We start from the raw sequence: 14,286 nt of genomic DNA on the forward strand, positions 1-14,286 counted from the left end.
GGGTTACAGGCATTTTGGGGTTCATGTAGTTGCGATGCTCAGGTTTACCAGGATGTGATGATCCTGAAGAGTATCAAAATAGATCTTTAACCTGAGATAATATTGACCTGAGATAATATTGAAACTTATCACTGACTGTAAGATCCGGGGTTCCGAACAAAGAACTTAGTGGGGATGTATACGCATGGCGGAAAAGTTTGAAAATTGGGAGAGAGGGGAAGAATCTTCAGAAGTACCAACTAAGCGTAAATGCGGGGTAATGGAGGTTCACCGCAGGCTGCTCACCGAGTCCGAGTCATATATAATGGAACGCAATCGAATCGAAAACCTGACTCTTACATATAAATTGGGCTTACGGGCAGTCTCCAGGGTCGGAACCATCCGAATTCCTGTTGTAGTTCATGTTGTATGGAATAAAGAGGAGGAAAATATCTCTGATGCTCAGATCCAGAGCCAGATGGATGTCCTCAATAAGGATTTCCGCAAATTTAATCCGGATATCTCGCAGGTGCCTCCTATCTGGAGTGAGCTTACGGCAGACCTGGGAATTGAGTTTTTCCTTGCAACAAAAGACCCGGATGGAAATCCGACTACGGGAATAACTCGCACCCAGACTTCCCTGACCTCTTTTTCTACCAATGATGAAGTAAAATCCGAATTAGGTGGTGGCAAGAACCCATGGCCGACAGACCGTTACCTGAACATCTGGGTTTGTAAACTCGGTGGAGGTTTACTTGGGTACGCTCAGTTCCCAGGCGGGCCCGCTGAAACCGATGGAGTTGTTGTCACTCATACGGGGTTTGGTACCACTGGAACTGCCAGGCCGCCATTTGACATGGGACGGACGGCAACCCACGAAATAGGCCACTGGCTGAATCTTTATCATATCTGGGGCGACGACGGTAGAGGCTGTACGGGCACGGACGAGGTCGATGACACTCCCAACCAGGGCGGGCCTAACTATGGTGCTCCGGGGTTCCCGCATCCCAGTTGCAATAACACACCAAATGGCGATATGTTCATGAACTACATGGATTACGTCGATGACAGGTGCATGGTTATGTTCACACAGGGTCAGGCTATTCGTATAAATGCATGCCTTGAAGGCCCACGGTCATCATTCCTCACTGCTGCAGAAAGCGCAGAAATGGAAAAGCCACCGTCTGAAGGTAAAATGTCTATGCCAAGATGAAATGCCTGTGGACAGGATGAAAAGAATATCACCTGAATGATAGAACACGTTGATGTGTTCTTCGTGACCGATTTTTCTCTGTGCCAATTAAAAGGATTAAGAATGATGGTTAGAAACTGAGCCAGTCAGTACCTGTTTATAAACCGTGAGCAGGGAAAATGAGGAGTTCTGTTCGGGTAAGAGTATATAAAGGACAAACTATGGCCGAGTTACCTGACGAGATTTTCCGGAAATGGATGCATTCCTTTGAGGAAGATACGAATGGAATAATAGTATATAGGCCAGCTGAGTACGAGTTTCCGTTAGCTCGCGGCCGGGACGGGATCGAGTTCAGGCCAGCCGGAGTATTCATCGATTGGGAAATTGGCCGAACTGATACCCTTCGTGGAATTAATGGGCGCTGGAAGTTGGAAGGACCTGGGCATGTGCATGTATCCTTCGAGGAAGAAAGGGAACCTCGAATCCTGGAGATCCTTCAGTGTAATTCAGAAATATTGAAGGTACGGGAATTGCCAGCATCTTCCTGACCCGTGTACTGGGGGAATTATGGGGAAATATATAGTACTCTCGGATTCAAGCGAAAAACACAGTGCTGAGGAATTGGCAAGAAACTCCGGGGCGCACTGGGCCCGTCTGGGGGATAAGACTGTAGTATGGACAGCTTCGGAAAAATGGACCGGGTTTGCCAGTAAAGCCATACAGGCTGGAATAAGTCCGGACCAGGCAGAAGGTCGAGAGCTCGAAGGCCAGCTTTATCTTGTTATCCAGACCGGAAGGGCATTTCAGGACGAACATCCTGAAGTTCGGATAGTCGTTGAAAAAGGCCGATACCTGGTGGCGGATTTACTTCCCGAAGAAGTAAGCCGTCTTTCTGAAAGCAAAAACGAATGGTGGACAGTGCGCCCGCTGGCAGTGGACAGCGTGATAATGGATATAGTAAAACCTGAAGCCAGGCTAGCCCTTCCCGGCCTGCAGGCGAATATTGAGGCTATATCACAGGCTACATACGGTTCTTACCTGAGCTCACTGGTAGATTTCCAGACACGCCACTCCTTAAGTTCTCAATTTACCAGCGCAGCGGCGTGGGCTGTCAATCAGTTACAGAGCTTTGGTTACCAGGCGGAACAGCGCCAAATAAATGTAGGAAGTAATAGCAGCTTTAATGTCGTAGCAGACCGCCCGGGAAGTGAGAGTGGAACTCGTAAACTGCTGCTTATTACCGCTCATCTGGATTCGATTAACATAAGAGACGGGAAGAATGCACCCGCTCCGGGTGCCGATGACAATGCCAGCGGGGCTGCAGGGGTTATGGAAATCGCACGCGTGCTTGCGGAACATCCGGCAAAACATGACTTACGGTTTATCCTTTTCGGCGGAGAGGAGCAGGGGCTTCACGGAAGCACACAGTACGTCAGCGAGTTACCAGAGGGTGAAAAAACCCGTATTGCTGCAGTCATCAACATGGATATGGTTGCGACCCTGAATACCGAATTGCCGGCTGTTCTGCTCGAAGGAGCTCCGGTTTCCAGGTCTCTGATGAGAGAGCTCGCTGAAGCAGCTGCTACATATACGTCACTGATAGTTCAGGTGTCGGAGAACCCATTCAACAGTGATCATGTCCCCTTTATTGATGAGCTTATTCCTGCGGTTCTCACGATCGAAGGAACCGACAGTTCGAATAACAATGTCCATACTGCTAATGACACGCTTGATCACATCAACTACGAACTCGCACTGGATATTCTCCGGATGAATCTAGCTGTTGCCTCGAAATTGCTTGAGATTGATAATCTGTAAATGCTGATGTGACTGATCTCTTTGTAAGGATAAGGAAAAACGCTGGGATTGATACCGACGGGAAATAAAGACCGCCGGAGGATTGGAAATGGAAAGTGACAGTTTCGAGAGAGCTGGAGATGCGATTGGTGCAGGAGGAGTGCGAGTGTTCCGGTTTCGCGTATCTGAAGTTGGGTCTCACAGGCTTAGCATTAAAAAATGGCGTGATTGGGAAGGAGAAAGTTCGATAATAGACCGGTTTTACGTTACTATTGTGGTGAACTGAATTTAACATACCGCCAGAACACGCGAGTTAAAGAAGCAAGTTTGGGATAAGCTTCTAAGTAAACCTCTATCAATTTCAAGTGTAATTCTTTAAATAAATATCCTACATGAATTAAAAAATGCTAAAACTAAACTATCTCGTTACTCTCGGGGTTTAAATTTGTATATTCTTTAACAGTTCAGGTACGAATAACCATTTAGGACTGCTTGCCGTGTTCAAAATATGTACTGCAATCTTCCATTGATCGCCCTCTTTCTTCCAGAAAATGAAGTATACTCCCTTCTCAAGATCGTCCCCTACTCCAGTATCCGCTGCAAGAGAATAAGTCCCAATCTCATATGCCACATTACCGAGCACCTCGATCTCGTATACACGTTGAACATACTTAAAACCAGATTCAGGGACCTGGAAAACATCGTACCAGTACCTACTTATATATTCCCTGGACCAGCGGTCATCCGGAATGGGCCCGAACTGCGGGATATCCCCGCCACGCGGCATAAATTTCGGCTTTTCTGTATATAACTGTACGATTTTTACTATATCTTGCGTTTGTATTGCAGCCTCAAATTGCCTGCTGAGATCTTCAATTATATTGCGCACATCTTCTGTTGTCATAACCGATTCATCCTTAGTATATGAGGTGAAAAGCTTTCATATCCAGCTGCTGATTACCTATCCCGTCCTGATGAAAATGGTTTAATCATTTTGATTTCCAGGGAAATCGGCAAGTTTGAACCTTTTTGTAATTCATCAATTATTACACGGTTCAACAATTTTGTTCAGCTATTTTTTTCGACTATTTCTGTTGTCGTCTACTCCCTGTCACCTTCAAGCATTTTCCTTACTCTCTGCCGATCTCTTTCCATTAAACCCCTGAAACCTCCTCCTGTACTCAGCCCCGTAGCTGTAAGCACTGGAGCCGGAGATGTTGTCCGTGGAGGACAGGGAGTTGCAGGTGCATGGTTCCAGCCAGGCACCCATCCAAGGCCTTTTGAACTTGCATCTTTGCAGCAGGCACGGGCAAGGGTTCCGGCAAAAGTGTTGCTATTAGGTCCTGAAGGATTTTTGTAAAGGCTGGGATCGATATAACTGTTAAAAGCGTTCCTCAAACATTGGGAAACATCTGTTACACCAGGTTTTGGTTCACAGGGTTTTTTATTTGGTTTGCGCCCGCGCGGATCAGCAGAATGGTCCGTCTTGGTTGCACAGCCCTTCAAAAAATTGCCTCTTATTAGATTAGTTATTGCATAGTTCCCTGATACACCGGCTCCCAGGCAGTCATTACCTCCGGTGTCGTCGATATATGCATGGTTCGCAAACCAGCCAATTACTGGAGCTTCGAGGCGTTTGGAACATATCATGGCTCTTTGTATAACTTCAGAGGAAGAATAAAGCGATGAAACAGGTATCTTATCAGTATTTATTGCCGGCATGGGTCTTTTGTGGATACTGCGGCAGGCATTTTTCGGTCCAACCCGCCGTTGTACCCCCAACCGGGAACTTTTTCCCTGCTGTACCACATGTGTTAATTCATGTGAAATCAGCTTTTTTCCTTCAGCTGTTTCCGGGGTATACTGGCCTGAGCCAAAAGCCACATCCTTTCCAAGGGTAAAGGCTTTTGCATTTACCTTCTGCGCCGATTCCGCAGCATCTGCATCAGTATGCACCCTCACCTGGCTAAAGTCATGCCCAAAAAGTGGCTCAAAAAATTCCCTTGTTTCCTTAGAAAGAGGTTGACCATTTCCTTTCAAGCCTTTAATCGGTGACTCGATAAACGTATTTACTTCAGGATTCCGGCCTGTAATCTTCTTAGCCTGAACAGGCTCTTCCTCAAGTTGCCTTTTCAATTCTTCTTCACAACCTGAGCACTTCCTCTGGACCTGAAACTCCCCTGCTGATACCATCGAAGATTCAGAAGCCCGCATAACCGAATCCGCTACCTTCTCAGCTTCCTGTTCGTATATGTCGTTGGGTTTGCCTATTTTGAGTTTAGCCTGCAAGGTTCCTGACTTTATCAGTCTTTGAACAGCTTGGTTGCCTGCTGTTCTTTGAAACTCCAGCACGCTTTCAGCAGGAGACCCTGAAGAATTATAGCTGGGCTTTTGTTTGAAAAAATTCGAACTCTTTCGCTTTGGTTCCTGTGTTCGGACACTAATTCCGGATTTTTCAGCCATACCCATCTCCAATTTATAGTTGGTAATTTATATATTAAATATGTTAGATAAAGAGAAAAATTATGAATCATGGAGTGCCCAGATGTAATCGGGTGATCAGGCAACATCACGACAACCTTTAAACAAATTGGTTTACTGCAGGCGAATTATCGGCGCATTTGTTTGAGAGCTCAGGGATTTACAGGTAGCAGATTCAATTCGAACAATCCTTTAAAGTCCCAGCTTGGCGGTTTGACCCTGAAGTCGGCCAACTCATTCAGAGCCGAATGCTAACTTCAATGGCTCGATGAACAACGAAATCTTAAATTCCCTTCCCGCACTTCCTGATCATCTTCACCGTGCCGGAGGTACTGTGTCCCTTTATCTGTTCCATTAGAAAGTCGGCTATGAAGTGCTGTTTCCTGCCTCTTCCGACGCACTGAAGCTGCTTGCCAAAGACTGTCACTTCCTAGGCGCCGATCTATGGGTTCTCCGGGATACTTCACAGGCGGCCCTTCCTATTGCTTGCACGCGGTCTCACTCAAACTCAACAACTCCTGGTTTTGTCTTGCGTTTCTCTTTGATTCGGTTAACCATGTGGACAAATTGCGAAGCGTTGAACGTCCCGGACACCAACTGGAGCGTGCGCTGTAGGAGAACCTTTTCATCAAAAGTCTTGTTAGCCTTGGCGTGTAGTGGGTGTAGCTCAGGGGTCCACATAAAATTGTCTGTGGCGGGCACATGATCCAGGGCAAGAGCGTGTCCCGTTTCATGGACGACCGTATTGGCGATGGCATGACCCATAAAGTTCGCCGTTTCCGGAAAGACCTTTTCACAGGTTTTGTCATCTCCGGGGATCTTGCAAATTTTGTTTTTTCTAAAACTGTTCAGGAAAATATCGCCGGTAAGACCCAGAGCCTTTGAAAAGGTTGTTGTATCGTCGAAGGAAATGAAAGCTTCGGGGGTGGTAGACTTGCCTTCCCAATCAAAGCGGACGGTGGGGATAGACTTAAAAGCCTCCTCCGCGATGCTCTTTACGGTGTCTTGAAACGGGCACGCAGTGAAATTATCCACCTTAACCACAAAAGGCTTCATGCCTTTCTGCAGCTCGGTCAGGAGTTCGGGAACAGGCTTTTCGGGCTTCCATGGCTTCACGAGAATCTCAACCCGGCGATTTTCGGCGCGGCCAAAGACACTGTCATTCTGAGCGATAGGTTCGTTAGCTCCTTTACCCGTCACAGTTTCTATGCGTAGGTTGTGCCTGCCCATCTGCCTGAATGCCTTCTCCGTCTCCTGGGCCCTACTCCTGGCAAGCCGGTTATTAAAGCTCTTCGAGCCGGTCGAATCAGCATGGCCGATGATTACTATCTTCGCCATCGGGTCACTGGTCAAAGTTCTAAAGTAAATCGTGTCCCTGAGAAATTCTTGATGCTCCTTCTTTAACTCGTCCTTGCTGATAGCGAAGTTCATCAGAAGGAAGCTCTCCCGAGGCTGTTCTTGCTTGGTAATCCCTGGTGAAGTTTCAGACCAGGCCTTCTCTGCGCTTCGTTCGGTGATCTTGCCAGCTGTCTCTTCCAGAATTTCATCATCTGGCGCTCTCTGGAGGGCAAGGCCCAGGTAGCTTTCCATAACCGTAGTCACCGGGGTTCCACCGATTGCAGGGGTTCGCCTCAACATTTGTGTAGAACTCGCACCTTCTTTCTCGAGGAATTCGTCTTCTTTTTCGTCATCACAAGCAGAAAGACGACGCCGCCAAACAGAAGGGTTTGGCATTTGTTGCACAGTGTGTGTTAATTCATGAGCTAGCAATTTATCACCCCTCTCGGTTCCTGGGGAATACTGCTCCGCTGCAAAAACTATGTTCTGTCCAACCGTATAAGCCAGCGCGTTTATTTTATGAGCCGACTCCGCTGCATGAGTGTCGGTATGCACGCGCACTCTGCTGAAATCGTGTCCAAAGCGCGGTTCCATATAAGTACGCGTGGCAGCGTTAAGCGGCTGGCCGGGAGAATGCAGCACTTCATGCACGATAGAAGGTATATCCTGGCTCTGGGTCCCCAGTAACTGTCCAGAAGACTCTCTTGACTGTAAAATCTTTTTTTTGTCCTCAGCGCAATTTGCACACTTGCGCTGGATAACAGGATCCGATTTCCTCATGACCTGCTCAGCCACCCTATCAGCTTCCTGTTCGTATATGTCGTTGGGTTTGCCTATTTTGAGTTTAGCCTGCAAGGCTCCTGACTTTATCAGTCTCTGAACAGCTTGATTACCTGCTGTTCTTTGAAACTCCAGCACGCTTTCAGCAGGAGACCCTGAAGAATTATAGCTGGGCTTTTGTTTGAAAAAATTCGAACTCTTTTGTTTTGGTTCCTGTGTTCGGACACTAATTCCGGATTTTTCAGCCATACCCATCCCCAATTTATAATTAGTAATTTATATATTAAATATGCTGACTAAAGACTGAAAGCTATAAAAAAACAAAATCAAATAGAAAAGAAAAAAATTTTATCTTAACCAAAATCAAGTATTTTCATTTGCAGTTTTCGCAATTCCAGTGAATTACTTTCCACATCGGTTCTTCACTCCTGGCATATATGGTTAAAGATCCCTTTTACCCTGGCTCAAATGGCGTTCAGGCAGTATATATTTTTGGCTTATGAATTTTACTCCTGCATTCTCGCCTGGAGCCAGTCGAAAAACAGGTTCAGGGCTCCCTGAGAATGACGTAGCAGCATTGGGACAATCGGATCAGACCGCGGGATTTCATGCTTGAGGTTGACATAGTATGCCCATGCAAAGGAAAGCACTTTTTCTTCATATTTACTGAGCAGTGATGCCCTGTTGGTTATTTTGCCATTTACGACATCCGCACCGATAGCCACCGCAAAGCATTGGTAACGAGCTTTGCCCGTACGTCCGGCAGGGCCTATATTGTAAAAGAAATTCTTAAAAATACTGGAGATTGGAGCCTGGGGAGTGAACTGTGTCTCCAGTGAACCTCCGCATGCCTTTCCTTCCGCAGCACGCATGACAAACGGGGCGAGATCCCCTTCAAGGTCATGAGAGGGTGCGTGCAGTTCTGTAAAGTAATAAATCAGGCCTTTTGGGGAATTCCCCTGGTGACAGTCCTTCGATTTCTTCGCACGCTCCTCATTGGTCATCATCCAGCAGGCGGTCATTGCGCCAGCCACCGCGCCAAGGTCTCCGCCCCAGGTAGCAAACGATTCGTTACTGAGATCAACACGAAGGCTGATTCCGATGCTCATACCTGCAAAAGTCTTTGTTCTGGATAAGGTCACTGACGATGAAGGGCATGTCATTGCTTCCAATCCGGTGAAAACATGGCCGAGATCAGTTCCTTCAACCGTGTCGCTGTTATACAATGCCTCAAAAAGTTTCTCTCCCAGCTTACCTTTCGGATTGCCCAGATCAGGACTGCATGGAATTACGAATTTCCAGTTCGGGTCCTGAGAGGTTGCACTCCAATCCTTACCGTAATACATCTGTCTGAGCATTGCCAGCATCTGCCGTGGTGTATACCCGGTTTTAACTTCGGCACAACGTATCAATTCTATGTATTCGCCCAGGGTTTTTACGGCGGCTCCGGAACCCGGCGGGCAGGAAGAAATCTCAGGGGCAGATATTTTTTCGGTAAAGATGAGCACATCGGCCCGACGATACCGTGCCAGGGCTTCAGGCCGGACTTTCCCTGCGCAATCCGGATCGCCCAGGCAGAAACCAGTCCCATTTCCCTCGATATCAAACTGGAGATCAGCCTGCGAAACTCTTGCTGTGCCTGCGGCTGCTTCAACCAGATGATGCTTGAAAATTGCAGCCGTCCACCTGGCGCGCTGAAAAGATAGTTCCTGATTGTCCGGGTTCAAGGAGAATTCGATGTCGGCGTGCCCGATGACCTTTCCTTTAAGCCCTCCTTTTCTCTGGGCGGTGTAAAAATATTCCTGGGCCAGAAGCCTGAGCACTTTGTGGTCATCCTGATCAGGCACATAGTTTTTGGTTGTAAAGTAAATTGATGCAACCTGATTCGCATAGAGATGTGCCTTGCCTGAAGGGTTCAGTGTGCTTTTGAGCTGCATATCGTCACGTTTGGCTTTCGGATCATTCTTTCTGGCGATAATGTGCGCCCCTCTTGAGCGAGTCCGGACAAGGTCCTTGCGGATAGAATCGGGCTCAAGTTCCTGGCGCGGTGCTGCCCCCTGCTGAATTGTATGGCTCAGTTCGTGAGCAAGCAGCTTCCTTCCCAAGCCAGTATTCGGCTGGTACTGCCCGATGCCGAATACTACATTCTTCCCAGCCGTATATGCCAGTGCGTTTACCGCGCCAGCTAATTCTGCAGCCTTAGGGCCAGTATGCACCCGTACCTGACTGAAATCATGTCCGAAGCGCGGCTCAAAAAATGCACGTGCAGCAGGGTCAAGAGGCTGCCCCTGTCCGGGGTCACGGATAAAACTGTCCTGGACTGATAAGCCCTCTGTACCGGGTGCGGTTTTGCATCGGACAAGCTCTTTTTCTTCGGGATATGGTCGGCACTTGCGCTGGAACTGAGGTGCTACTACCTGTTCCGCCACCCGGTCAGCTTCCAGCTCACATATATCCCCAGGCTGGCCAATCGTAAGTTTTGCCTGCAAAGTTCCTGATTTGATCAATCTCTGAACTGCCTGATTGCCTGCCGCTTTTTGAAGTTCTAGTACCCTGTCAGCAGAAGATCCTGAAGAATTATAACCAGGTTTTTGTTTGCAAAGATGCGAACATTTCGGCTTTAGTTCCTGTGTTCTGGAGTGAACTCCAGATTTCTCAGCCATATACCCGTCCCCATTTAATATAGTATATTTAGAGATTAAAATGTAAGTTAAAGATTAAGAGCTTTAAAAAATATTGGAAATCATACCAAAAGATACGAAAGGTTTCACATTTCAGGAATGCCTGCTTATAAATTGAAAAAGTGTTAATTTCCTACCGATAAACCTGCCCTCAATAGTTTTTATTTCCTGAATCTTGACATGGTTTTTGAATTTAATAAATCAGTGACTCTTTTTTTCATTGAGTCAGGTTAGGCACGAAGAGTCGTGCTAAAACCCGGCGGTCCCGTGGACCTGTACCTCCAGCCTTGCCACATGTGACAATCCCTAGACGCACGGTCTGGCATTCGGGTCTCAAATCAGCAGGTGGATCAGCTATGCGCGATTCCGGAATGCCTTCGCGGATTACCGCTTCAGCAACCAGATTCGCCCGTCTCTCACCAAGTTTTAGATTATACTCTATATTTCCTTCTGGCGAAGCCATCCCCATAAACTGCACCAGGAGGTTCGGATTAGCTTTAATTTGTTTGATAAGCTTCCGGAAGTTACTTCTTCCTTCGGAGGTAATACTACTGCTAAAAGCCGATGCGCCGCTTGCCCCTCTTTTTGGCATATCAAAGTTGAAGAAAATCTCTTCAGAATGTGGCAATGGAGGCAAAGGTTTTGCTGGCAGAATGCATTGGAATCCCTGCGGAACCAGCGGCAGTTTACAGCACTTTCCATCTCTTGTCATCTGCTGTGGTAGGCAGGGCTGAGGTGACGAAATGCATCTATATTCCTGAGGAACCAGTGGTGGCTTACAGCAAATTCCACCTTTTGTCTTTTGCCACTCTGGACAAAGAGATATTGGAGAAGGTGGAGAAGGAGGCTTACATATCCTTCCAGAAGGGAATGTCCCTTCAGGACAGCATTTATTCGATTCAAGATTTATTCTATCGTTATTGCAGCAATGATCTTTATCTCGCTTTTCGTTCTCACAACAGAGACCTCTATTTTCTCCTGAGCCTGGTTTAAATGGAGCAGGGCATTTAAGTTCAGGTTTTTCCAGTAATCTTTGCGCAGCCTCTATGATATCACTTGTACATAAATCAATATCTTCTACGAGATTGCAGCAGTCTATAACTTGTTGCGCTGTTTGTTTATCTCCCCTCCCTAAGAGCAACATTATTATTTTGAACGGATCTATTTTGCACTCTGGGAATTCGGGCAAATCTGGCGGTCCAGGTGGCTCTTCAAGCTGGTACTGGAGAATCAAAGATTTTGTTCTACCAGTGCTCACAGTCTCAACGCTTTTACTTCCCGAAAAAGGTCGCTCAGGGTGAAACATTTCAGGGTAATCCGGAGTATGGTCCAATCCAATTGAGCTGCCTGTTTGCTGCACCACGTGTGTCAATTCATGAGCCAGCAACCTATTTCCTTTGCTAGTTTCCGGAAGGTATTGTCCTGCCCCGAACACCACGTCTCTCCCTATCGTATAAGCCTGCGCATTTATCATCCCCGCTGATTTCGCAGCCTTCGAATCCGTGTGCACCCGCACCTGACTGAAATCATGGCCGAACCGAGGTTCAAAGAAAGCACGTACCGATTCAGGAAGAGGCTGACCTCCGCCCCTTATTGTGCTAACATCTGCCCTTATATTCGAGAAGGCTTCAGAGATTTCACCTGATGTTTTTTTTGCCTGTAACTTCTCATCTCTTTTGTCGTTCTCACACCTGGAGCATTTTCGCTGGATTCGGGCACCTCCGGTATGCAAAGGAACATCAGGCATCCGCATAACCTGCTCAGCCACCCGTTCCGCCTCCTGCTCATAAACGTCATCAGGCTGACCTACTCTCAGTTTAGCCTGCAAAGTTCCTGATTTGATCAGTCTCTGGACTGCCTGATTGCCCGCAGTTCTTTGAAGTTGCAACACTCTGTCAGCAGGAGATCCTGAAGAATTATAACCAGGTTTTTGTTTGCAAAGATACGAACATTTCGGCTTTAGTTCCTGTGTTCTGGAGTGAACTCCAGTTTTCTCAGCCATATACCCGTCCAGAATTTATAGTTAGTAATTTATATATTAAATATTTCAGTTAAGACTTAGATTGGGAAACGAATCAAATCGAAAAGAAAAAGTTTGCCTCAAAAAATGATCAAAATTAAAAGAATTATTTGTCAAAATAAGAATTTGTACTGTATATCTGCCGGAAGGCCCTCAAGTAGAGAGTCCTGAGGTTTTCCGGAGACAATTTTGTCTGACAGTATAAGCCTGCACATTTACTGATTGTGCAGACTCTCTGCGTTAAGGTGCTCGAATAACATTATGCACCGACAATATTATTATGGTTTCTTCTTAGCTAACTTTTTCTTCCAGGGGTGAGTTGGTGCCTTTCCCCTGACGATTACCATAGTCTTGTTTAAAACGGAACGCTTATTGATCATCTCTGCGAATTTCATAGCCTCGGGTGAATCCCCAACCCTGACACAACCATGTGAATGAGGAACGCCTGGAACTGGTTGAGAGTCGTGTATACCGATACCTCTTGTATCCACAAAACCTACATACCAGGCCATGGCATCACCTTCTGAATTTTCCGTTTTGGCATCGCCCTTGGAAGTTATCTTAAATGTGCCGTTCGGGGTACAATTCTTCTCGGTCTGCGTCTTACAGGGGTCATCCTTCGTATTTGGCAGCCCTCTGCCAGTGGATACGGCACGGCTAACAGAGTTACCATCACTAAAAGTAATCTTCATTCTCTGTTTCTCTTGGTCAACCTCAATCAGCGTAATAGTTTTCTCTGCACTGGCAGCAGACTTTTTCTTACTAGTTTTAGGCTTTTTCTTACTAGTTTCTTTCATTTGGATCTTAAACATCTGAATTCCTAAAGGAACAGTTTCCGTTAACGTATCTAAGATCTCTGGAGTATCTGACACTTCTTCTGGAACCTCAGCCAGGCCTAAAACCTCTGTATCACCATCAGCAGCTTCGTCCTCTTCTTCTGGGATATCCAGACCCGATGGGAAAAGCTCATCCAGACGGCCCATAGTGCCAGGCCCGACATCACCCACATGCTCCCAACCAAGGTGTTGATCTGTTTTGAATTGTTTTACGGCGTTCCATGTCATTAGTCCGTAATTGCCATCAGCACCTTTCGGCCCAAGATCATACCCAAGATCCATAAGCGCTTGCTGGATCTTCGCTACCGAACGGCCTTGAGATCCTCTGGTTAGACGGGCCTTATCATCGTAGCATGCCTCCAGGATAGGATCGCCCGCAAACCTCGATGATTTAAGATCATGCCCCTCACCGATGGTTCGCTGTAGACCGGTAACCTGCCCAGAACTTTGCTGAATTGTATGCGTCAACTCGTGTGCCAGTAACTTTTTTCCAGTGTTCGATTCGAGATCGTTCCAGCTCCCACCCAGGAAAATATCCTGCCCCAGAGTGAACGCCTGCGCACTGATGGAGCGATTTAACTGTTCTGCCTGGCTGTCCATGTGCAGCCGCACCCCATTGAAGTCGGCCCCAAAACGCGGTTCCATGAAAGCGCGTGTGCTTGCAGGCAAAGGGATGCCCCCACTGCTTATGTTCAGTTTTGATTCAAAATTAGTCCCTGGCTCGAAACTCTTCATCGAGTTTGAGGGAGCCCTCTGCACGAGTGGAGTAATGGTAGACGCCAGTGGCTTAATCTGCGTCACTTCGTCTCTTTTCAGGGTTTGCCGCTGGATAGTGGCCTGGCCCATTGCCGCAGAAGGTGATGTCGGCATTCTCATTACCTGTTCGGCCACCTGATCAGCTTCCTGTTCGTAGATATCCCCTGGCTGGCCAATAGTAAGTTTAGCCTGCAAAGCTTTTGATTTTATCAGTCTCTGAACTGCCTGATTGCCCGCAGTCCTTTGAAGCTGCAGTATTCTGCTAGCAGGAGCTCCTGAAGAACTGTAGCTAGTATCTTGTTTGCAAGAATTCGAGCATTTCTGCTTTGGTTCCTGTTTTATGGCACGAACTTTAGCTTTTTCAGCCATGTATCCGTCTCCAGTTTAGTATTTGATAATTTATATATTAAATATGACAAGCTAAAG

The 14,286-nt window shown here is 46.9% G+C and carries 10 protein-coding genes; 4 read left to right on the forward strand and 6 right to left on the reverse strand.

What is annotated here, in order from left to right; translation table 11 throughout:
- The first annotated feature begins 184 nt into the window (after window positions 1–184).
- From ACPK8D_RS14095 to ACPK8D_RS14110, 4 genes are all read left to right on the forward strand, one after another.
- Complete coding sequence (locus tag ACPK8D_RS14095) at window positions 185–1,192, forward strand: zinc metalloprotease (protein WP_424718488.1); 1,008 nt, start codon at window positions 185–187, stop codon at window positions 1,190–1,192.
- 200 nt (window positions 1,193–1,392) lie between these two features.
- Complete coding sequence (locus ACPK8D_RS14100; protein WP_424718489.1) at window positions 1,393–1,719, forward strand: hypothetical protein; 327 nt, start codon at window positions 1,393–1,395, stop codon at window positions 1,717–1,719.
- A 19-nt stretch (window positions 1,720–1,738) separates the two neighbouring features.
- The gene (locus ACPK8D_RS14105; RefSeq protein ID WP_424718490.1) at window positions 1,739–2,989 is read left to right on the forward strand and encodes a M28 family metallopeptidase; all 1,251 of its coding nucleotides are present in this window, start codon (window positions 1,739–1,741) and stop codon (window positions 2,987–2,989) included.
- Between the two features lie 82 nt (window positions 2,990–3,071).
- Window positions 3,072–3,254 carry a protease inhibitor I42 family protein gene (locus ACPK8D_RS14110; RefSeq protein WP_424718491.1) on the forward strand — a complete coding sequence of 61 codons (183 nt, stop codon included), beginning with the start codon at window positions 3,072–3,074 and terminating at the stop codon, window positions 3,252–3,254.
- A gap of 153 nt (window positions 3,255–3,407) precedes the next feature.
- Here the strand turns inward: ACPK8D_RS14110 and ACPK8D_RS14115 are convergent, their stop codons facing one another.
- From ACPK8D_RS14115 to ACPK8D_RS14140, 6 genes are all read right to left on the reverse strand, one after another.
- Complete coding sequence (locus ACPK8D_RS14115; RefSeq protein ID WP_424718492.1) at window positions 3,408–3,872, reverse strand: YybH family protein; 465 nt, start codon at window positions 3,870–3,872, stop codon at window positions 3,408–3,410.
- Window positions 3,873–4,069: 197 nt separating this feature from the next.
- Entirely contained in the window at window positions 4,070–5,431 is a 1,362-nt protein-coding gene (locus ACPK8D_RS14120) for a DUF4157 domain-containing protein (protein ID WP_424718493.1), read from the reverse strand.
- Window positions 5,432–5,947: 516 nt separating this feature from the next.
- Window positions 5,948–7,816, reverse strand: a complete 1,869-nt coding sequence (locus ACPK8D_RS14125; RefSeq protein ID WP_424718494.1) for an eCIS core domain-containing protein — start codon at window positions 7,814–7,816, stop codon at window positions 5,948–5,950.
- Between the two features lie 257 nt (window positions 7,817–8,073).
- A complete protein-coding gene (locus ACPK8D_RS14130) occupies window positions 8,074–10,230 on the reverse strand; it encodes a DUF4157 domain-containing protein (protein WP_424718495.1) in 2,157 nt (718 codons plus the stop codon).
- Window positions 10,231–10,465: 235 nt separating this feature from the next.
- Window positions 10,466–12,250, reverse strand: coding sequence for an eCIS core domain-containing protein (locus ACPK8D_RS14135; RefSeq protein WP_424718496.1), 1,785 nt, complete (start codon window positions 12,248–12,250; stop codon window positions 10,466–10,468).
- Window positions 12,251–12,546: 296 nt separating this feature from the next.
- Entirely contained in the window at window positions 12,547–14,229 is a 1,683-nt protein-coding gene (locus ACPK8D_RS14140; protein WP_424718497.1) for an eCIS core domain-containing protein, read from the reverse strand.
- Window positions 14,230–14,286: the final 57 nt, after the last annotated feature.

It is taken from the genome of Methanosarcina sp. (assembly GCF_049706645.1).
Lineage (GTDB): Archaea > Halobacteriota > Methanosarcinia > Methanosarcinales > Methanosarcinaceae > Methanosarcina.